Here is a 19,535-nt window from a genome sequence, read left to right as displayed (position 1 = left end):
GGGACCGGATCGACGCAGATGCGACATCGTGAACCGTCGGGCGATTTCGGCGAACGCCAGCCGCTCTCCCGAGTTTGCAGACCTGGACCGTCCCGTCTCCTAGGTGAGGTCCCTCGACCGACTGCGCATCGTCGATGCGGTCAGGAGGATTGACGCATGCCTGATCTCCTCACTGGCAGCCATATCGTCGATGTCGCGCTGCTGATCGTGGCGGCGGAGGCCGTCCTGCTCGTGCTGTGGCGCCGCCGGCGCGGTCCAGGACGGGGTGCGCTCCTCGTCAACCTCGCCTCGGGGGCGTGCCTGATGCTGGCCCTGCGGGCCGTGCTCGCCGGCGCGCCCGGATACTGGCTCGCCGCGGCGCTGGCCGGGGCGGGCACCGCCCATGTCGCCGATCTCTGGCTGCGGCTGCGCTCAGCCGCCCCATAACCCTCCGGAGGAAGCCCCATGCCTCGCCAGCGTGTCACCCGTCGCCGCCCCGTCCACGCCCTCGCTCTCGGCGCCGGCGCACTGGCCCTCACGGCCGGTGCGGCACAGGCGCAGCCGGCCTCCTCCGATCTCGTGGAGAAGGGGCGCTACCTCGCGACGGCCGGGGATTGCGTCGCCTGCCACACCGCGCCGGGCGGCAAGCCCTATGCGGGCGGGTTGTACATCAACTTCCCGGGCGGCATCGGCAAGCTCGCGACGCCGAACATCACCCCCGACAAGGAGACCGGCATCGGAAGCTGGAGCGACGACGACTTCAAGCGCGCCATGCACCAGGGCATCACCAAGAACGGCAGCTACCTCTACCCCGCCTTCCCGTTCCCCTGGTACACCCGCCTCACCGACGAGGACGTGACGGCACTCAAAGCCTACCTGTTCTCCCTCGAGCCGGTGAACGCGCCGCGCAAACCCGCCGACATCGCCTTCCCCTTCAGCATCCGCGACGGGCTCCTCGCCTGGCGCCTCGCCTTCTTCACCGAGGGGCGCTTCAAGCCCGACCCGAAGGCGAGCGACCAGGTGAACCGCGGCGCCTATCTGGTTGAGGGCCCGGGCCATTGCGGCGCCTGCCATAACGGCAGCAAGCTCGTGGGCGCCTCGCAATGGAGCGGCTACCTCGAGGGTGGCACGATCGACGGCTGGTACGCCCCCAACCTGTCGGGCGACGACAAGGAGGGGCTCGGCCTGTGGAGCGAGGACCAGCTCTTCACCTATCTGAAGACCGGCGCCGCGCCGGGCCGCGCCGGCGTGGTCGCCGGGCCGATGCGCCAGGTGATCGAGGAGAGCCTGAGCAAGATGAGCGACGGCGACGTGCGCGCCATCGCGGCCTATCTCAAGACCCTGGCGCCCAAGCCCACCTACACGCCTGACGTGACGTCGGACTTCAAGCAGGCGGCAACGGCGCCCGGCGCCGACACCTACCTCAACCGCTGCGTCGCCTGCCACCGGCCGGACGGCCAGGGCATGCCGGGCGCGATCCCGGCGCTCGCCGGCAACGGCGCCGTGCTGGCCAAGGGTCCGGAGACGGTGATCCGGGTGATCCTCGGCGGCCTCGACGCCAAGGGCGAGTACGCGGCGATGCCGGCGGTCGGCGTCGGAATGACGGATGCCGAGGTGGCGGCGGTGACGAACTACGTCCGCCAGACCTTCGGCAACCAGGCCCCGCCGACCGCCGAGCCCGGCCAGGTGGCGACGTTGCGGGCCGAGACCCGGACGATGCTCGCCGGCAACGCTCCGTGCGAGACCGTCTCGAACCCGACGCTGGCCGCGGCGCTGACGGCGGCGGATGCCGCCGGCCAGCTCAAGTCCGTCAAGGCCGAGCAGATGCTGCCCCGCATCGCCACCCTGCTGCCGGCCGTGCGCCAGGCCGCCCCGCAGGTGAGCACGGCCGATCTGGTCAACGGGCTGACCGCCACCTATTGCCAGGCGGCCGACCGGAGCGCGACCGGCCTCGACTGGCCGACGACCCTGGGCGCCTTCGCGGGCGTGGTCTACGGGCAGATCAAGACGCCGAACCGGGCGGAGAAGTAGCGACCAGCCCCGGCTATCCCGGTCGCTCGTCACGCCCGGGAGCCAGAACGAGACAGGCGCAGTGCCGCCCCCCGATCCGGGGACGGCACCGCGCCTGTTGTGGTGGTGCGACGCCGTCGAAGCGTCAGTCGATATCCTCGACCGCCTCGGCCCCGCCATAGACCCGGTGGGCCAGCGACGCCTCGATCAGGTCGTCGATGTCGCCGTCGAGGACGTCGTCCGGGCTGGTCGACTGGGCGCCGGTGCGCAGGTCCTTCACCAGCTGGTACGGCTGGAGCACGTAGGAGCGGATCTGGTGGCCCCAGCCGATATCGGTCTTCGAGGCCGCCTCGGCATTGGCCTTCTCCTCGCGCTTCTTCAGCTCGAGTTCGTAGAGGCGGGCGCGCAGCATGTTCCAGGCGGTGGCGCGGTTCTTGTGCTGCGAGCGCTCCTGCTGGCACGCCACCACGATCCCGGTCGGGTTGTGGGTGATGCGAACCGCCGAATCGGTGGTGTTGACGTGCTGGCCGCCGGCCCCCGACGAGCGGTAGGTGTCGATCCGGCAGTCGGATTCCTTGATCTCGATCGTGATCCGGTCGTCGATGACCGGATAGACCCAGACGCTGGCGAAGCTGGTATGCCGCCGGGCGTTGGAATCGTAGGGCGAGATCCGCACCAGGCGATGCACGCCCGATTCGGTCTTCAGCCAGCCATAGGCGTTGTGGCCCTTGATCAGCAGCGTGGCGCCCTTGATTCCGGCCTCCTCGCCCTCGGACCACTCGACGATGTCGACCTTGTACTTCCGGCGCTCGGCCCAGCGGGCATACATGCGCTGGAGCATGTTGGCCCAGTCCTGGCTCTCGGTGCCGCCGGCGCCGGCATGCACTTCGACATAGGTGTCGTTGCCGTCGGCCTCGCCGGAGAGCAGGGTCTCGATCTGGCGGCGCGCGGCTTCGACCTGCACGGCGCGGATCTGCTCCTCGCCCTCGCGGATGCTGCCGGCATCCCCCTCCATTTCGCCCAGCTCGATCAGCGTCGCGCCGTCCTCAAGCCCCTGCTCCAGGCGCCGGATCGCCGTGACGGCGTCGTCGAGCTGCGTGCGCTCGCGCATGACCTTCTGGGCCTCCTCCGGATCGTTCCAGAGCGAGGGGTCCTCCGAGCGGGCGTTCAGCTCCGCGAGGCGCTTGTCAACGGTATCCCAGTCAAAGATGCCTCCTCAGCAGTCCGATCGACTGCTTGGCGGCATCCGAGAGTTGCTCGATCTCGGCGCGCATCTGGTGTGGATTCACTCGCGTGAGGGGGGAGGCAGGGTGATAGCGCCGGCGCGCGCGGGTGTAAACGGTGGGGCCGGCGCTCCCGGCCTCGGGAACAAGCGTCCGAGGCGCAAAAGGCGAGGCACCTGTCCGGCCCCTCGCCCTTCAACCCCTCGTCATCCCAACGGTCGGCAGAAAACGACCGTTGGTTCCGTTCTCGAATTTTTGCCAAGCCTCTGGCTTGACATCAAAAATTCGAGTTGGATCAACGGCCCGATGCGTCGGCGTCCTGGGCCGTTGGAATCAGTACAGCCCGCCCGCCTGGGCCGCCCGGTCCGCGTCCGGCGGCACCGCCGCGGGGGCCGCCGGCTGGGCGCTCGGCGGGGCCGAGTAGCTGTCGGGCGGGGCGGTGCCGGGCTTGAACGCTTCGAGGACGCCGCCCGCGCCACCGGCGCGGGTGCCGGTGGCGAGGTTGACGGAGATCAGCTTGATGCCCGGAGGCACGCGGAACGGCGTCGGCGGCTTGTCCTTGAGGGCGGCCTTCAGGAAGTCGCGGGCGACCGGGGCGGCCAGGCCGCCGCCGGTGGCACGGTCGCCGAGGGAGCGGGGCTTGTCGTAGCCCATATAGATGCCGACCGCGAGGTCGGGCGAGAAGCCGACGAACCAGGCATCCTTGGCGTCGTTGGTGGTGCCGGTCTTGCCGGCGAGCGGCTTGCCGATCTCCTTCAGGATGGTGGCGGTGCCGCGCTGGACCACGCCCTCCATGATCGAGACCATCTGGTAGGCGGTGAGCGGGTCGAGCACCTGCTCGGACTCGTCCACCAGCTTCGGCTCGTCCTGGCCCGACCACTTCTCGGCGTCGCAGCCGATGCACTTGCGGGTGTCGTGGCGGTAGATCGTCTCGCCGTTGCGGTCCTGGATCCGGTCGATCAGGGTCGGACGGATGCGCCGGCCGCCATTGTCGAGCATCGAATAGGCGGTGACCATCCGCATCACGGTGGTCTCGCCGGCGCCGAGCGACATCGGCAGGACGGGCAGCATGTCGTCGTAGACGCCGAAGCGGCGGGCATATTCGGCGATCAGCGGCATGCCGACATCCTTGGCGAGCCGCACCGTCATCAGGTTCTTCGAGTGCTCGATGCCGTAGCGCAGGGTGTGCGGACCGCCGGACTTGCCGTCATAGTTCGAGGGCGACCACGCCTCCTGGCCCGGCCCGGCCTCGATGGTGATCGGCGTGTCGAGGACGATCGAGGACGGGGTGTAGCCGTTGTCGAGGGCCGCCGAGTAGACGATCGGCTTGAACGACGAGCCGGGCTGACGCATCGCCTGGGTGGCGCGGTTGAACTCGCTCTCGTCGTAGGAGAAGCCGCCGACCATCGCGTGGACGCGGCCCGTATAGGGATCCATCGCCACGATGGCCCCGGAGACTTCCGGGATCTGGCGCAGGCGGTAGGCGTTGCCGGCGCCTTCCATGCGCTCGACATAGACCACGTCGCCGGTGTTGAGCGCTGCCGCGACGCTGCGGCCGGTCCAGCGCACGCCCTCGGCGTTGATGATCCCGGTCTCGCGGTCCTTCGAGACCTGGCCCGAACTCTCGCGCTTCGGCTGGAGGCCGATCGTGGCGCGCCCGCCCGAGGTGTCGAGCACCACGGCCAGCCGCCAGGGCTGCACGTCGCCGAGCGCCGGCACCTCGGCCACCGCCATGCCCCAGTCGCGGCCGGCGAGGTCCACCCGGCTCTTGGGACCGCGCCAGCCGCGGGCCTGGTCGTAGCGCACCAGGCCGTCGACCAGGGCCTTGCGGGCCATCGCCTGCATCTTCGGGTCGAGGGTGGTGCGGACCGACAGGCCGCCCTCGTAGAGCTTCTTCTCGCCGTAGCGCTCGGAGATCTCGCGGCGGACCTCCTCGGCGAAGTAGTTCGCGTTGGCGGTGTTGGGCGAGACGCTGCGCGGATTGACCCCGAGCGGCAGCTTGCGCTCCGATTCGGCCTCCTCCTTGGTGATGTACCCGTTCTGGGCCATCAGGCCGATGATCTCGTTGCGGCGCGCCAGCGCCTGCTGGGTGCGGCGATAGGGATGGTAATTGTTCGGGCCCTTCGGCAACGCCGCCAGGTAGGCCGCCTCGTGGATCGTCAGCTCGTGCACCGACTTGCCGAAATAGTCGAGCGCGGCGGCCGCGATGCCGTGCAGGTTGCGGCCCGGCACGATCGTGCCGAGGAAGATCTCGTTGAGGTAGAGTTCGAGGATCTTGTCCTTCGAGTAGGTCGACTCGATGCGCAAAGCGATCAGCGCCTCGCGGATCTTACGGTCGAAGGTCTGCTCGGAGGAGAGCAGGAAGTTCTTGGCGACCTGCTGGGTGATGGTCGAGGCGCCCTGCTTCTTGCCGCTCGACGCATTGGTGACGATCGCCCGGACGATGCCCTCGGGATCGACGCCGCCATGCTTGTAGAAGTTCTTGTCCTCGGCCGACAGGAACGCCGCGATCACGATCTTCGGCATCGCCTGGATCGGCAGGTAGAGCCGGCGCTCGCGGGCATACTCGGCGAGCAGGCTGCCGTCGGCGGCATGGACGCGGGTCATCACCGGCGGATCGTAATTGGCCAGCGCCGCGTGGTCGGGCAGGTCGCGCGAGTACTTCCAGTAGAAGTAGCCGCCCGCCGCCGCACCGACGACGAAGAGCATCGCCGCAATGCTGAACAGGAAGCCGAAGAAGCGGAGGATGAAGCGCATCGATACCCGACCCGTCGATGATGCCGCGCGGCCCGCAGGGCCCTGACCTGTATCCCGGAACCGGCGGCGGAGGCCACGCCCGGGCACGGCTCCTCACGGAAACGCGACAGCCATGGCGGCGCGGGACGCCGCCCCCGCGCTTAACGGAAGCGGCTCGCGAAAGCCAGGACAGCGAGGGGCCGACGAGGCCCTATCGACACGGGATCTATGGTGAAACTGGGGCGGGTCCGATCTGGGCGGCCTTGCCGATCCGCGGCGCCTCGGTGCCGCGGGCGATCGCCGGCGGCAGGCGGGCGGCAAAGAACGCCTCGATCGCCTCGGCCATCTGGCCGGTGACGGTGGCCCGCCACTCGTCGGAAAGCAGCAGGTCGAGGTCGCGCTTGCTCGACAGGTAGCCCAGCTCGACCAGCACCGAGGGCACGTCGGGCGAGCGCAGCACCCGGAATCCCGCCTCGCGGTGGGGCTTCACGCTCATCTCCATCACGCCCGAGAGCCGCGTCAGCAGGCCCTTGGCGAAGCGGGCCGAGAAGCCGCGGGTCTCCCGCAGGGTGAGTTCCTGGAGGATGTCGGCGACGTCGCCCGGGCCGTCGCCCTGGTCGGCGCCGGCCGCCGCGTCGGCCTTGTTCTCGCGGTCGGCGAGCCGGGCCGATTCGGCATCGGTCGCCTTCTCGGACCCCGTGTAGATCGTGGCGCCGCGCACCTGCGGGGCGGCCGAGATGGAATCGGCGTGGATCGACACGAACAGATCGGCGCGGGCGTCGCGGGCGATGCGGACCCGCTCGGCGAGCGGCACGAACACGTCGCGGTCGCGGGTCATCTGCACCCGGATCCGGCCACCGGCCTCGAGGCGCTGCACCAGCCGCTGGGCGACGCCGAACACGATGTCCTTCTCGTAGACGCCGGTGCCCGCGATGGCGCCCGGATCGATGCCGCCATGGCCGGCATCGACGATGACGAGGGGGCGCGAATCGACCCCCTCGCGAGCCGGCGGGCCGGCCGGCCGGGCGGGCTCGGGGGCTTGCGCGGCGCGGCGGAAAACCTCGCGGTCGCTGCGGGCGAGATCGATGGTGAGCAGGGTCGCCCCGTCCCGCGGGCGGGTTGAGGTCGCGACCCGCGCCACCGTGGCGGTTTGCGCGAGGTCGATGACGATGCGCGAGCGCCCGGGCGCGAACAGGCCGTAGCGGTAGGAGGCGACGAGGCCGTCGCGCTTGCGGCCCGCCTCGGGCGGCAATTGGAAGTTGACCTCGGGCAGGTCGACGATCGCCCGGTCCGGCCGCTCCATCACGAAGGCCCGGGCCTCGACCGGCCGCGACAGCACCACGGTCAGGCGGGTGCCGCCCTCGGGCGCGGCCGAGATTTCGGCCGCGATCGCGACGGCCGGCCGCTCCGCCGCCGGGCGATCCGCGGCAGGCCGCTCGACGGCGGCACGGTCCGGCACCGCCGGATTGGCCCCGACGGCGGCCGGCGCGAGAAGGCCCGCGGCCAGGAGGGCAGCGCGGACGAGAAGGCGGATCGGACGTGCGCGTGTCGGCATGGTCTCGCGGCGACCTCAGGCGGCATCCCGATTACGCGATAACCGGACCATGGTTAACGCATTGCGAAGCCCTCCGGATCGCTCGCGCGAGGCTGTTGCACCCGGGGTACAGGGAGGGCACGGGGCCACCGCGCTCGACCGGTGCTTCGGCCCGGTTGGTTCGGGAACCGTGATGATGCTTGCAAATTCCGCCGGACACTCTGTAATGATGATGACCCCTGCCCGTTGCCGCCGGCTTTTCGCCGCGGACCACGGGCTCGCCCGGGCGCTCCCGCAGCGGCTTCGGCGCTGGCCGGCCGCCGGCGGATCGTCCGACGATCTCGCGAGCCGGGCAGGTGTCACTGATCCGCGTCGGCGTTCGCGAACGTCGTCGCCCGTTTTTACCGGCGGCCGGACCCTTGCGTCCCGGCGCCTCGTTTCGAAAGGTCGGTGGGAGAATGCGCGGACGCACAGCCTCGGGTCTCGACGCTGCCGTCCCCGGCGCACGCATCCGGCGTCGCGCCCGTCCGCGCCCCCTGCCCCCGGCCATCGTCAACCCCTCGCGCGCGTGGATGCGCGCAGCGGCGATTGACGGCACGATCCGAACGACGACATCATCCGCCGCGCCCGATCGGGCACGGCACGGGAGAGCCCTCCCGGCGCAGGTTTCCGCGCCCGGGGCGGCCCCGGATTACGGAGGCCCGTCCTCCCGCATCCGGCCAGGATCCCCGAGGTTCCCTTCCTCACGATCCGTTCCCGGATGGCCCCGTCCGGCGGCTCTGCCGTCCATCGCCATGCCGAAAGTTCGTCATGGCCAACAAGATGCTCATCGATGCCTCCCACCCGGAAGAGACCCGGGTGGTGACGGTCAAAGGTTCGAAGGTCGAGGAATTCGACTTCGAATCGGCTAGCCGCCGCCAGCTGCGGGGCAACATCTATCTCGCCAAGGTCACGCGGGTCGAGCCGTCGTTGCAGGCCGCCTTCGTCGAGTACGGGGGCAACCGGCACGGGTTCCTCGCCTTCAGCGAGATCCATCCCGATTATTACCAGATCCCGATCGCCGACCGGATGGCGCTCCTCGAGGAGGAGGCGCGGGCCGAGCGCGAGCACGAGCACGAGGAGCATCCGGAGCGCCAGGAGCGCGGCGAGCGGCCGGAGCGTGGCGAGCCGCGCAGCGACCAGCCCCGCCGCCGCCGCCGCCGCGGCCGCCGGGCCGAGGCGTCGTCGCGCCCGGTCGACGCCGTGGTGAGCGCCCCCGCCGAGGACACGCCGGAGACCGGCGCCGCGGCCACCGGCTGGCAGGACGCTCATCCCCAGGACGTCCATCCCGAGGAGACGCTCGCGCAGGAGACGTTCACGCCGGAGGCGGCCACGCACGAGGCCGCCACGCAGGAGTCCCTGCGGCCGGAGGGTGTCGAGCCCGTGGCGGGCGAGCACCCCGCGCCGGAGACCGTGTCGGCCGTCGGGACAGCCGCCGGCGAGGCCGAGCCGCACGGTGCGTCCGTCGCCGCGCCTGCCCCGGTCGCCGTGGAGGCCAGCGACGCCGTCGCGCAGGACGCCGCGACGTCCGGGAGCCCAGCTGGAGACGGCGCGCCCCCGCAGGCGCCCGCCCCCGAGGCTCATGCGACCGAGGCTCATGCGACCGAGACTCATGCGGCCGAGACTCCCGCCGACCCGGTTGCGGGCGAGGCCGCCGAGACCCCGGCGGTGATCGCCGCCGCCGTGTCGGCGGAGCCCGCCCGCGTCGCGGCGATCGCCGACGAGGCGCCGGCCGGGGCCGAGACCCCGGACGCGCGCGCGTCCGTCGAGACCGCGGCCGAGGAGGTCGCCCTGCCCCAGCCCGTCGCCGCCTCGCAGCCGGCCGATGCCGCCGAGGTCGAGGACGACGAGGATGCGGACGAGTCCGACGAGGACGAGGACCACGACGACGAGGACGGCTCGGACGAGGAATCCGAGGACGACGACGAGGATCACGACGACGAGGACGAGGAGCACGAGGACGACGACGGGGAGGACGAGGACGACGACGAGGATCACGAGGAGCCGGTGGTCGAGCAGGTCGGCGGCCGCGGTGACGCTTTGGCCGAGATCCCCGAGCGGCCTCGCACCCCGCGCCGGCACTACAAGATCCAGGAGGTGATCAAGCGCCGGCAGGTCATCCTGGTCCAGGTCGTCAAGGAGGAGCGCGGCACCAAGGGCGCGGCGCTCACCACCTACCTGTCGCTGGCCGGCCGCTACTCGGTGCTGATGCCCAATACCGGCCGGGGCGGCGGCATCTCGCGCAAGATCACCAGCGCGGCCGACCGCAAGCGCCTGAAGGAGATCGCCACCGATCTCGAAGTGCCCGAGGGGATGGGCGTCATCCTGCGCACGGCCGGCGCTTCGCGCACCAAGCCGGAGATCAAGCGCGACTTCGAGTACCTGATGCGCCTGTGGGAGAGCGTGCGCGAGCTGACCTTGTCGTCCGCCGCGCCGGCGCTCGTCTACGAGGAGGGCTCGCTCATCAAGCGCGCCATCCGCGACCTCTACAACAAGGACATCGACGAGGTTCTGGTCTCGGGCGAGGACGCCTACCGCGAGGCCAAGGACTTCATGCGGATGCTGATGCCGACGCAGTCGAAGGTGGTGAAGCCCTACCGCGACCCGTCGCCGATCTTTGCCCGCTTCGGGGTCGAGCAGCAGCTCGACGCGATGTTCTCCAACCACGTCTCGCTGCGCTCGGGCGGCTACCTCGTCATCAACCCGACCGAAGCCCTGGTCTCGATCGACGTGAATTCGGGGCGGGCCACCCGCGAGCACGACATCGAGGACACCGCGTTCAAGACGAACCTGGAAGCCGCCGAGGAGGTGGCGCGCCAGTTGCGCCTGCGCGATCTCGCCGGCCTCATCGTCATCGACTTCATCGACATGGAGGAGAAGCGGAACAACCGCGCCGTCGAGAAGAAGCTGAACGAGTGCCTGAAGAACGACCGCGCCCGCATCCAGGTCGGCCGGATCTCGCCCTTCGGCCTGCTCGAAATGTCGCGCCAGCGCATCCGCACCGGCGTGCTCGAATCCTCCTCGGTGCCCTGCCCGCATTGCGGCGGCTCGGGCTTCGTGCGGGCGACCGCCTCCGTGGCCCTGCTGATCCTGCGGGCGATCGAGGAGGCGCTGATCAAGTCGAACAGCCACAACCTGATCCTGCGCACCCGGACCGAGGTGGCGCTCTACATCCTCAACCAGAAGCGCGCCCACCTGCACGAGCTCGAGGCCCGGTTCGGCGTCGCGATCATCATCGCGGCCGACGAGCGTCTGGCCGCCACCTCGGCCTTCCACCTCGAGCGCGGCGACCTCGCCCAGCGGGTCGAGCCGCGCGCCGTCAGCAGCATCCGGGCCGAGGCGGTGCTGCCGCCGCCGCTGGAGGAGGACGAGGACGAGGACGAGGATATCGTCGAGGAGGCCGAGGGGGAGGCCGAGGCTGAGGCCGAGGGCGACGCCGAGGCGGAGACCGCCGAGGGTGCGGCCGGAGAGGGCGCGGCCGGAGAGGACGAGGGCGGGGGCAAGCGCCGCCGCCGCCGCCGTCGTCGGCGGGGCCGGGGCGAGCGCGGCGGCGCCGACGAGGGCGAGGGTCAGGAGACCGAGAGGCACGAGGCGGACGAACCCGGCGAAGCCGCCGAGGCGTCGGCGGAGCCGGTCACGGAGGCGGTGTCGATCCCGATCACCGAGGACGGCGCGGCGCCTGAGCGCGAGAGCCGGGAGGAGGCCCTGAGCCGGCGACGCCGGCGCGGGCGCCGCGGCGGCCGTGGACGCGACCGCTTCGAGGAGAGCGTCGGCACGATCGGCGACGAGGTCGTGGCCGGGGCCGAGCCAGGCGAGACCGGCGCCAGCCTGGTGCAGGATTCCCTCGCCGAGGAGATCGTCGCCCTCGACGAGATCGCCGGGCCGGCGCCGGAGGCGTTCGGCAGCCCGGTCGCGGCGCCGGACCTGCCGCCCGTCGAACGCGAGGCCCTGGCCGCCGAGGTGATCGAGGCCCCTGCCCGCATCGGGGAGGCGCAGCCCGCCCAGGCAGCGGAGTCCGCGCCGCCGTCAGAGCCCGCGGCCGAAGCCCCGGCCCCCGTGCTGGTCCCGGAGCCCGAGCCGGTGGCGATCGTGCTCACCCCGCCGGATCCGGACCGCCCGAAGCGGGCCGGCTGGTGGTCGCGCACCAAGGCGGCAATCGGCGGCGAGTGAGCGACGACGAGTGCGGCATCAGGGCGCGACCAGGCAGACGTCGTATGTCCGCTCGCGGGACGGGCTTCAGCCCGTCCCGCGTCTTTGAGGCGTTGCGGCCAGCCGCGCTCCAGCACGCCGCGGCTGGCCGCTTGACGAGGCGAAGTCGGGATGCAACCGCATTGCAACACCCCGATCGGCCGAGGCTGTGAAAACGGTTTAGACGACGGCGTTATGGGACCCGGCATCGAACCGGACGCGGAAAACGCCGTAACGTAACGTGCTACACGTCATGTGGAGGCGGCGTGTTAACGGAACGGATACGGGACTTGCCGGAAATCAACGCCACCTCCTGTGAGTTGCCGCCATGTTCCGCTCCCGCTCCCGCTCCGCCCCCGCGCTGGCTCCCGTCGAGACCCCCGAGATGGTGGAGGATCGGCTCGCCGGTCTGGTCGACCGGGCCGGAGCGACGGGAGTCGAACCGGGGAGTGGCCGGCTCGCGAGCGCACTCGGGCGCCTGCTCGGCCAGATGCGACAAAGTGCCGCATCAACTCTCGGCAGCGCGGCGCGCATCGCGGCTGAAGCCTCGGAGGCCGCCACCGTCCTCGGCTGGATGACGCACGACGCGAACGAGATTGCCGGGCAGACCCGCGCCATGGCGGCAGCGGTCGAGCAGGTGGCGGCCTCGACCCGGGAGCTGGCCGGCCGCTCGCAGGCCAGCGCCAGTGTTGCCGAGCAGGCGACCAGCGGGATCGCCGCCTGCGCGGCGGACATGCGCGAGGCGAGCCGCACCATGGCGGCGATCGAGACCCATGCCGGGCAGATCGAACAGCGCCTGACCGGCTTCGAGGGCGCTGCCCTCCAGATCCAGGAGATGGCCGGCACGATCGAGGCGATCTCGAGCCAGACCAACCTGCTCGCCCTCAACGCCACCATCGAGGCGGCCCGGGCCGGCGAAGCGGGGCGCGGCTTCGCGGTGGTCGCGGCGGAGGTCAAGCAGCTGTCCGGCCAGACCGCCCGGGCGACGGAGCAGATCCGCGGCCGGCTGGCGGTGCTCCTCCAGGAACTCGCGGCGATCCAGGCTGCCGTGGCCGAGAGCCGACACGCCGTGGCCGGCGGCACCGCCGCGGTCGCCCGGGTCGAGGCCCGGGTGGTGCAGGAGGGCGAGGCGGTGGCGCGCTCGGCGGAAGGCGTCCGGGCGCTCGCCGACGTGCTGGGCCAGCAGGAGGCCGCGACCGCCGAGATCTCCGCGGGCGTGCAGCAGGTGGCCGGCAAGGCGCAGAAGACCAGCGCCGAGATCGACGGGCTGATGGCGATCCTGCTGCGGGCCGAGACGGCGGCGCAGGAGGCGCTGGAAGACGGCGCCGCCCGCGGCCTGCCGGCCTATGCGCTGGTGCGCCTGCCGGCCGATATGGCGATGTGGAAGCGTCGCCTGGCGGCGGCGCTGGTCGGGCTCGGGCCGGTCGGTGCGGCGGTGCCGCCCTTCCGCGACGCCGCAACCGAGATGGGGGTCGACCCCACCGATCCGGCCGCCGCCCGGCTCGTCGCGGCCGGCGCCGAGGCCCACCGCCATGCCGCCGCCATGGCCGAGGCCCTGGGACGCAACGCCTGGGACACGGCGATCCCGGCGTTCCAGTCCTTCGAAGCCGCCGCCAAGACGATGGTGGCCGCGGCCGACGCCCTGGCCCGGCCCTGAACCGGGACCAGCTCGCGGCGGGGTGATTTTTCGGCGATCCTGGTCGGATCCGGGCCGCGTCGCGCGTCCTGGGACGAGGGAGGGATCGACCATGCTCTACGCCATCCTGTGCTACAAGGACGAGGATGTCGTCGCAGCCTGGAGCGCGGCGGAGGACGATGCGGTGATGGAGCGGCTCGGCCGGGTGCATGCGCGGCTGGAGCGGGATGGCAAGCTCGGCCCGTCGCTGCGGCTGCTGCCGACCACCGCCGCCACGACCCTGCGCAAGGCGAGCGAGCCGCCCCTGGTCATCGATGGCCCTTTCGCCGAGACCAAGGAGCAGTTGCTCGGGTTCTACGTCGTCGACGTCGCCGACCTCGACGAGGCTCTGGGCATCGCCCGCGACCTCGCCGCCGCCAATCCGGGCGGGGCCTATGAGCTGCGACCGGTCCTCCTCTACAATCCCGACCCGCGCCCGCCCCTCGCCCGACCGGCGGCGGGCTGAGGTGAGCGTGACCTCGCCCGAGGCCGTCTGGCTGGCGTCATCCCTCGCCGCGGCCCGGCCACGGGTGATCTCCGCCCTGCTGCGGGTGTTTCGCGATCTCGATACCGCCGAGGAGGCGTTCCAGGAGGCGAGCCTGCGGGCCTTGCGCACCTGGCCCCGGACCGGGCCGCCGCGGGACGTGGCGGCCTGGCTGATCCTCGTCGGGCGAAACGCTGCCCTCGACGGACGACGGCGCCTTGCCCGCCAGGTGCCGTTGCCGGCCGACGACGGGCTGCCGGAACGGGCCGTGTCCGATCAGGGGCTGTCGGACCCAGGACTGTCAAACCTGGGGCTGTCGGATCTGGAGGATGCGGAGACGCCGCTCGCCGAGGCGATCGACGCGCAGGTCTACCGCGACGAGATCCTGCGGCTCTTGTTCATCTGCTGCCATCCGGACCTGCCCGTCACGCAGCAGATCGCGCTGGCGCTGCGCATCGTCGCCGGGCTGTCCGTCGCGCGCATCGCCCGCGCCTTCCTGGTCTCGGAGGCGGCGATGGAGCAGCGGATCACCCGCGCCAAGGCCCGCATCGCCCGCAGCGCGGTGCCGTATGGGGCGCCCGGGGCCGTGGAGCGGGTGGAGCGGCTCGCCGCCGTCTCGGCGATGCTCTACCTCGTCTTCAATGCCGGCTACTCGGCCGCGACCGGCTCGGAGCGGTCCGTCCTCTGCGACGAGGCGATCCGCCTCGGCCGCCTGCTCCTGCGGTTGTTTTCCACCGACCCGGAGGTGATGGGGCTCCTCGCCCTGATGCTGCTCCAGCACGCCCGGTCGCCGGCGCGCGTCGACGCCGATGGCGAGATCGTCCTGCTGGAGGATCAGGATCGCGGGCTCTGGCGGCGCCCGATGATCGCCGAGGGGCTGGCCCTCGTCGACAAGGCGATGCGCCACCGCAGGCCCGGCCCCTACCAGGTCCAGGCCGCGATCGCCGCCCTGCATGCCCGCGCGCGCCGGCCCCAGGAGACCGACTGGGCCGGGATCGACGCGCTCTACGCGGCGCTGGAGCGGATGCAGCCCTCGCCGGTCGTCACCCTCAACCGGGCCGTCGCGACCGCCAAGGTCGCCGGACCGGAGGCCGGGCTCGCCCTCGTCGAGCCCCTGGCCGGGCCGCTTCAAAGCTATGTCCACTTCCACGGCCTGCGCGGCGCGCTGCTGATGCAGCTCGGCCGGAACGGGGAGGCGCGGGAGGCGATGAGGCGGGCGATCGCGCTGGCCGGCACCCCGGCCGAGGCTGCGCATCTCCGCTCCCAGCTCGACCGGCTGGCCGGGACCGGCGCCGCAGAAAGCGAAAAAATTTGAGGGGGGCTGTCGGGGCGCGGCCGGGCCGCCCGTCCTTGCAGCGAGGCCGCGGCCGAAACCGGCTCGACCGAGGAGAGGACCCGATGAGCGATGAAACTCCCATGCACCTGTCCGACGCGGTCGCGCCGGTGAAGGGCGGCCTCGTTGCCTACCTGACGGTGGACGGCGCCCTGAAGGCGGCCGACTTCTACACCCGCGCCTTCGGCGCCGCGATCGTCGGCGCCTTGCCGGTGGACGAGCAGGGACGGACACCGCACGTGCATCTTCACGTCAATGGCTCGTCGCTGATGCTGAGCGACGCCTTTCCGGAGCATGGCTGTGCGCTGCAAGCTCCGCAGGCTTTCACCCTGACGCTGATGGTCGAGGACATCGACGCCCGCTATGCCCGGGCCGTCGCGGCCGGCGCCACCGCCGTGATGCCGCCGGCCGAGATGTTCTGGGGCGACCGCTACGGCCAGCTGCGTGACCCCTTCGGTGTGGTCTGGGCGATGAACCAGCAGAAGCGCTGAGCCGGCCGCCAAGCCGTTCTTCACCGGCATCATCACCTTCACGCCCGAGGGTGGCGCCACGCGCGACACCGCCCTGGCGCGGCACTGGACCGAAGACGACCGGGCCACCCACGAGGCGATGGGCTTCCATGACGGCTGGGGCCGCTGCGCCGACCAGCTCGCCGACCTCGTCGCCCGGCTCTGACCGACCGGAGACACATCATGACGACCGTCAGCACCTGCCTGTGGTTCGCGCGCGAGGCCGAGGACGCGGCACGCACCTATGTTTCCCTCGTGCCGGGCTCGCAGCTCGGGCCAATCTTGCGCGCCCCGGGTCCCTGGCCCGGGGGCGAACCCGGCGACGCGCTCCTGGTGAACTTCACGCTCGGCGGGCAGAGCTTCCAGGCGCTGAACGCTGGCAGTCCCGCCGAGTACGGCACCGCCGCCTCGATCGCCGTGAACTGCCTGGACCAGAACGAGGTCGATCGTGTGTGGGACGGGCTGCTCGCCGGAGGCGGCAGCGAGATCCAGTGCGGCTGGCTGCGCGACCGCTGGGGCGTGCCGTGGCAGATCGTCCCCGAGATCCTGCCGCGCCTGCTGGCCGACCCGGACCCGGCCGTCGCCGCCCGGGTGTTTTCCGCGATGCAGGGCATGGTCAGGCTCGACGTGGCGGCGCTGGAGCGGGCGGCACGGGCCTGAGAGACCATCCTTCTCAGGCGACCCGCTCGCACCAAGACACATGCGTCCGGTACGGAAACGTCACCTCGGCCCGGCCGGCCAGGTCCGGGGTCCGGGCGATCAGGGCACGAACCTGCTCGGCCACCCGCGCCCGCTCCGCCTCCGGCAACGCCGCGATGAAGCTGACCGACAGGGTACGGTCGAGGATCACCCGCTCCGGGGCGCCGGTATGGCCGTGGGGGAAGGACGCCTCGTGCAGCGGCCCGAAACCTGCGGCGGGAAACAGCGCCCGCCACGCGCCCGTGTGGTAGCGCGGTGCGTCGCCCTCGTGGGCGTTCATGATCGCGGTCAGTTCCGCCACCCACGGCGTCGCATCGTCGCGCACGTTCCAGACGAGGCCGAGCCGTCCGCCGACCGTCAGAACCCGGCGGATCTCGGCGAGCGCCGCTCGTGTCGAGAACCAGTGGAACGCCTGGGCGCAGACCAGAGCGTCGAGGTGCCCCTCGGGCAACGGCATCGCCTCGGCCGAGCCGGCCAGCGCCGCCACGTCGGGGAGCGACGCGGCAAGCTGCGCCCGCATGGCGTCGACCGGCTCGATCGCGGTCACGGCGGCCCCGGTGGCGGCGAGAAGGCGGGTGAACTTGCCGGTGCCGGCGCCGAGATCGGCGACCCGGCGACCGGGCCCGAGCCGGAGGGCATCGCGCAGCCAGGCGCCGAGCGCCGCCGGGTAGTCGGGCCGGCCGCGGGCATAGGTCTCGGCGCCCGAGGCGAAGCCGGTCGCGGCGGCAGGGTGCAGGTCACTCATGCGTGGTCCTCCGATCAGCCAAAGCCCCGATCAGCCCCCGATCAGCGAAGCCAGCCCTTGAGCCGCCGCACCGCCTCCCGCGCCTCGGCCTCGCCGCCGGCGAAGGAGAGGCGCAGGTGGTGGGCGCCGGCCTCCGGGTCGAAATCCAGGCCCGGAGTCGCCGCGACGCCGGCCTCGTCGAGCATGCGGCGGCAGAAGCCGATCGAATCGTTGGTGAGCCGGGCGATGTCGGCGTAGAGGTAGAAGGCGCCGTCGGCCGGATGCACGTCGCCGAGGCCGAGGCCCGGCAGTTCGGCCAGCAGAAGCGCGCGGGCCCGGGCATAGTCGGCCTTCACCAGTTCCAGTTCCTCGGTGGCGTCGAAGGCGGCGAGCGCGGCGACCTGCGACAGGTAGGGCGCCGAAATGTAGAGGTTCTGGGCCAGCCGCTCGATCGGCCGCACCAGGGCATCCGGCACCACCATCCAGCCGATGCGCCAGCCGGTCATGCAATAATATTTCGAGAACGAGTTGATGACGACCGCATCGGGATCGACCGCCAACGCCGTCGCCGCCGGTACGCCGTAGGTCAGGCCGTGATAGATCTCGTCGGAGATGAAGCGCAGGTTCATCGCCCGGCAGGCCGTCGCCAGCGCGCGCAGGCCCGCCTCGTCGATCATGGTGCCGGACGGGTTGGCCGGGCTCATCGCCAGCAGGCCGGCGAGCGGCGCGGCGGCATGGGCGGCGCGAAGGCTGGCGGCGGTCGGCACGAAGCCGTCCTCGGCGCGCAGGGTCAGGCCCACCGGCTCGAGGTCGACCGCCTGGAGCACCGAGCGATAGGCCGGATAGCCGGGCGCCGCGATGGCGACGCGCCCGCCGGCATCGAACAGGCTGAGGAAAGCGAGGACGAAGCCCGCCGAGGAGCCGGTGGTGACGACGACCCGCTCCGGCGCCACCGAGACCCCGTAGGCGTCGGCATAGTGGCGCGCGATGCGCTCGCGCAAGGGGGCGATGCCGAGCGCCTCGGTATAGGGGATGCGGCCGGAGGCGAGCGCGCTCTGCGCCGCCGCGATGGCGGGCTTCGGGGCCGGGGCCGAGGGCTGGCCCACTTCCATATGCACCACGCTGTCGCCCTGCCGCTCGCGCCGGGCCGCGGCGGCGAGCACGTCCATCGCCAGGAAGGGCGCGACGCGGGCGGCGCGGCGGGAGACCGGGGAGGCGGGATCGGACATGGCGGGCCTCGGGAAATGGGGCACGGGAAACCTGGGAACGGGTGCGCCCCCGCCCTTAGCGGGATTTCGCCGACATTGCGCCCCATGGCCAGCGCAGGCGTGATTTGACAAGGCCGCCGCGAAACCGCCTAACCGGAGGCCCAAGGACCGCGCCAGGATTGTGCGCCACCGACGGTGGACGACCCCCGATGAGGACGACGATGCTGCCCCTGCCCCGCCTTCTGCCCGCTCTCGCCCTCGCGGGCCTCGTCGCCGCCTCCGTCCCGACCCAGGCCCAGTCGCCGACCACCACCCCGGCGGCCCCGATGAGCGACGCCCAGCGCCAGGCGATCGAGGGCGTCGTGCGCGACTACCTGCTGAAGAACCCGGAAATCCTCCAGGAGGCGATGGCCGAGCTGGAGAAGCGCCAGCAAGAGGCCCAGAAGGTCGCCCAGGCCAGCGCCCTCAAGGAAACCCGCGACACCCTGCACAACTCGCCGCACGGCTTCGTGGCCGGCAACCCGGCCGGCGACGTCACCCTGGTCGAGTTCTTCGATTACAATTGCGGCTACTGCAAGCGGGCGCTCACCGACCTCCAGACCCTGATCAAGGGCGACCCGAAGCTGAAGGTTGTCCTGCGCGACTTCCCCGTGCTCGGGCCCGATTCGCTCGAGGCCAGCAAGGTCGCGCTCGCCGTCAAGCAGCAGCTCAAGGGCGACAAGCTGTTCGACTACCACACCCGCCTGCTGGAGAGCCGCGGCCGGGTGAACGGCGAGCGGGCGCTCGCGGTGGCCAAGGAGATGGGCCTCGACCTCGCCAAGCTTCAGAAGGACATGCAGGCCCCCGAGATCCAGGCCGCCCTTCAGGAGAATGTCGGCCTCGGCGACAAGCTCGGCCTGTCGGGCACCCCGGCCTTCATCATCGGCGACGAGATCATCCCGGGTGCCGTCGGCGTCGAGCCGATCCGCAAGACGGTGGCCGGCGTGCGCCAGTGCGGCCACGCCACCTGCTGAGCCTAACCGCCCGGCTCGCCGGAACCGGCGCCCCTATCGCGCGCCGGCCGCATGGTCTATGAGGCCCGCCGATCGCCCGCCGGACATCAAGACGCTCCCGCGTCGTCCGAGACGCGGGTCCCGGCGGGGTCCCCCGCCCCCCAACATGATTGCCGAAGACCCGCCCTTGCCCGTCCCACAC

14 protein-coding genes and 1 pseudogene are annotated in these 19,535 nt (G+C 71.8%); 10 read left to right on the top strand and 5 right to left on the bottom strand.

Features of this window, described 5'->3' with window-relative positions:
- The first annotated feature begins 156 nt into the window (after positions 1-156).
- A complete protein-coding gene (locus tag VP06_RS10955) occupies positions 157-426 on the top strand; it encodes a hypothetical protein (RefSeq protein ID WP_048463802.1) in 270 nt (89 codons plus the stop codon).
- A gap of 18 nt (positions 427-444) precedes the next feature.
- A complete protein-coding gene (locus VP06_RS10950; RefSeq protein WP_048463801.1) occupies positions 445-2,010 on the top strand; it encodes a cytochrome c in 1,566 nt (521 codons plus the stop codon).
- Between the two features lie 124 nt (positions 2,011-2,134).
- Here the strand turns inward: VP06_RS10950 and prfB are convergent.
- The 3 genes from prfB to VP06_RS10935 all read right to left on the bottom strand — a co-directional run bounded on the left by prfB (position 2,135) and on the right by VP06_RS10935 (position 7,503).
- A protein-coding gene (gene prfB / locus VP06_RS10945) for a peptide chain release factor 2 (protein WP_156295547.1) occupies positions 2,135-3,263 on the bottom strand; the annotation gives its coding sequence in 2 pieces (ribosomal slippage) (positions 2,135-3,193 and positions 3,195-3,263; 1,128 coding nt in all).
- 282 nt (positions 3,264-3,545) lie between these two features.
- Positions 3,546-5,969, bottom strand: a complete 2,424-nt coding sequence (locus VP06_RS10940; protein ID WP_048463799.1) for a penicillin-binding protein 1A — start codon at positions 5,967-5,969, stop codon at positions 3,546-3,548.
- 205 nt (positions 5,970-6,174) lie between these two features.
- The gene (locus VP06_RS10935) at positions 6,175-7,503 is read right to left on the bottom strand and encodes an N-acetylmuramoyl-L-alanine amidase (RefSeq protein WP_048463798.1); all 1,329 of its coding nucleotides are present in this window, start codon (positions 7,501-7,503) and stop codon (positions 6,175-6,177) included.
- A gap of 789 nt (positions 7,504-8,292) precedes the next feature.
- Here VP06_RS10935 and VP06_RS10930 point away from each other — a divergent pair.
- The 7 genes and pseudogenes from VP06_RS10930 (at position 8,293) to VP06_RS10905 (ending at position 16,370) form a co-directional block, all read left to right on the top strand.
- The gene (locus VP06_RS10930) at positions 8,293-11,691 is read left to right on the top strand and encodes an Rne/Rng family ribonuclease (protein ID WP_048463797.1); all 3,399 of its coding nucleotides are present in this window, start codon (positions 8,293-8,295) and stop codon (positions 11,689-11,691) included.
- A 346-nt stretch (positions 11,692-12,037) separates the two neighbouring features.
- Positions 12,038-13,366, top strand: a complete 1,329-nt coding sequence (locus VP06_RS10925; RefSeq protein WP_048463796.1) for a methyl-accepting chemotaxis protein — start codon at positions 12,038-12,040, stop codon at positions 13,364-13,366.
- A gap of 91 nt (positions 13,367-13,457) precedes the next feature.
- On the top strand, positions 13,458-13,850 hold the full coding sequence (locus VP06_RS10920) for a YciI family protein (protein WP_048463795.1): 393 nt from the start codon (positions 13,458-13,460) through the stop codon (positions 13,848-13,850).
- Between the two features lie 7 nt (positions 13,851-13,857).
- The gene (locus VP06_RS10915; RefSeq protein WP_048463821.1) at positions 13,858-15,183 is read left to right on the top strand and encodes an RNA polymerase sigma factor; all 1,326 of its coding nucleotides are present in this window, start codon (positions 13,858-13,860) and stop codon (positions 15,181-15,183) included.
- Positions 15,184-15,266: 83 nt separating this feature from the next.
- Positions 15,267-15,692, top strand: coding sequence for a VOC family protein (locus VP06_RS10910; protein ID WP_425350903.1), 426 nt, complete (start codon positions 15,267-15,269; stop codon positions 15,690-15,692).
- A gap of 10 nt (positions 15,693-15,702) precedes the next feature.
- Positions 15,703-15,876 (top strand): annotated as a pseudogene (locus VP06_RS34825) (SRPBCC domain-containing protein); the annotation flags it as partial.
- 17 nt (positions 15,877-15,893) lie between these two features.
- On the top strand, positions 15,894-16,370 hold the full coding sequence (locus VP06_RS10905) for a VOC family protein (RefSeq protein ID WP_048463793.1): 477 nt from the start codon (positions 15,894-15,896) through the stop codon (positions 16,368-16,370).
- 13 nt (positions 16,371-16,383) lie between these two features.
- Here VP06_RS10905 and VP06_RS10900 read toward each other — a convergent pair whose 3' ends face one another.
- The gene (locus VP06_RS10900; RefSeq protein ID WP_048463792.1) at positions 16,384-17,154 is read right to left on the bottom strand and encodes a class I SAM-dependent methyltransferase; all 771 of its coding nucleotides are present in this window, start codon (positions 17,152-17,154) and stop codon (positions 16,384-16,386) included.
- A 41-nt stretch (positions 17,155-17,195) separates the two neighbouring features.
- Complete coding sequence (locus tag VP06_RS10895) at positions 17,196-18,362, bottom strand: aminotransferase class I/II-fold pyridoxal phosphate-dependent enzyme (RefSeq protein WP_048463791.1); 1,167 nt, start codon at positions 18,360-18,362, stop codon at positions 17,196-17,198.
- A 200-nt stretch (positions 18,363-18,562) separates the two neighbouring features.
- Here VP06_RS10895 and VP06_RS10890 point away from each other — a divergent pair, with 200 nt between their 5' ends.
- Positions 18,563-19,354, top strand: a complete 792-nt coding sequence (locus VP06_RS10890) for a DsbA family protein (RefSeq protein WP_048463790.1) — start codon at positions 18,563-18,565, stop codon at positions 19,352-19,354.
- The last annotated feature ends 181 nt before the right edge of the window (positions 19,355-19,535 follow it).

The organism is Methylobacterium aquaticum (genome assembly GCF_001043915.1).
Taxonomy (GTDB): Bacteria; Pseudomonadota; Alphaproteobacteria; order Rhizobiales; family Beijerinckiaceae; genus Methylobacterium; species Methylobacterium aquaticum.
The sequence above is the reverse complement of the archived record's forward strand: the minus strand, read 5'-3'. Positions and strand labels throughout refer to the sequence as shown.

Bases quoted from the DNA above. Each gene is read 5' to 3' on its own strand.
- VP06_RS10900 (WP_048463792.1), bottom strand. From the start codon at position 17,154: ATGAGTGACCTGCACCCTGCCGCCGCGACCGGCTTCGCCTCGGGCGCC.
- VP06_RS10935 (WP_048463798.1), bottom strand. From the start codon at position 7,503: ATGCCGACACGCGCACGTCCGATCCGCCTTCTCGTCCGCGCTGCCCTC.
- VP06_RS10920 (WP_048463795.1), top strand. From the start codon at position 13,458: ATGCTCTACGCCATCCTGTGCTACAAGGACGAGGATGTCGTCGCAGCC.
- VP06_RS10890 (WP_048463790.1), top strand. From the start codon at position 18,563: ATGCTGCCCCTGCCCCGCCTTCTGCCCGCTCTCGCCCTCGCGGGCCTC.
- VP06_RS10895 (WP_048463791.1), bottom strand. From the start codon at position 18,362: ATGTCCGATCCCGCCTCCCCGGTCTCCCGCCGCGCCGCCCGCGTCGCG.
- VP06_RS10925 (WP_048463796.1), top strand. From the start codon at position 12,038: ATGTTCCGCTCCCGCTCCCGCTCCGCCCCCGCGCTGGCTCCCGTCGAG.
- VP06_RS10940 (WP_048463799.1), bottom strand. From the start codon at position 5,969: ATGCGCTTCATCCTCCGCTTCTTCGGCTTCCTGTTCAGCATTGCGGCG.
- VP06_RS10905 (WP_048463793.1), top strand. From the start codon at position 15,894: ATGACGACCGTCAGCACCTGCCTGTGGTTCGCGCGCGAGGCCGAGGAC.
- VP06_RS10950 (WP_048463801.1), top strand. From the start codon at position 445: ATGCCTCGCCAGCGTGTCACCCGTCGCCGCCCCGTCCACGCCCTCGCT.
- VP06_RS10910 (WP_425350903.1), top strand. From the start codon at position 15,267: ATGAGCGATGAAACTCCCATGCACCTGTCCGACGCGGTCGCGCCGGTG.
- VP06_RS10930 (WP_048463797.1), top strand. From the start codon at position 8,293: ATGGCCAACAAGATGCTCATCGATGCCTCCCACCCGGAAGAGACCCGG.
- VP06_RS10955 (WP_048463802.1), top strand. From the start codon at position 157: ATGCCTGATCTCCTCACTGGCAGCCATATCGTCGATGTCGCGCTGCTG.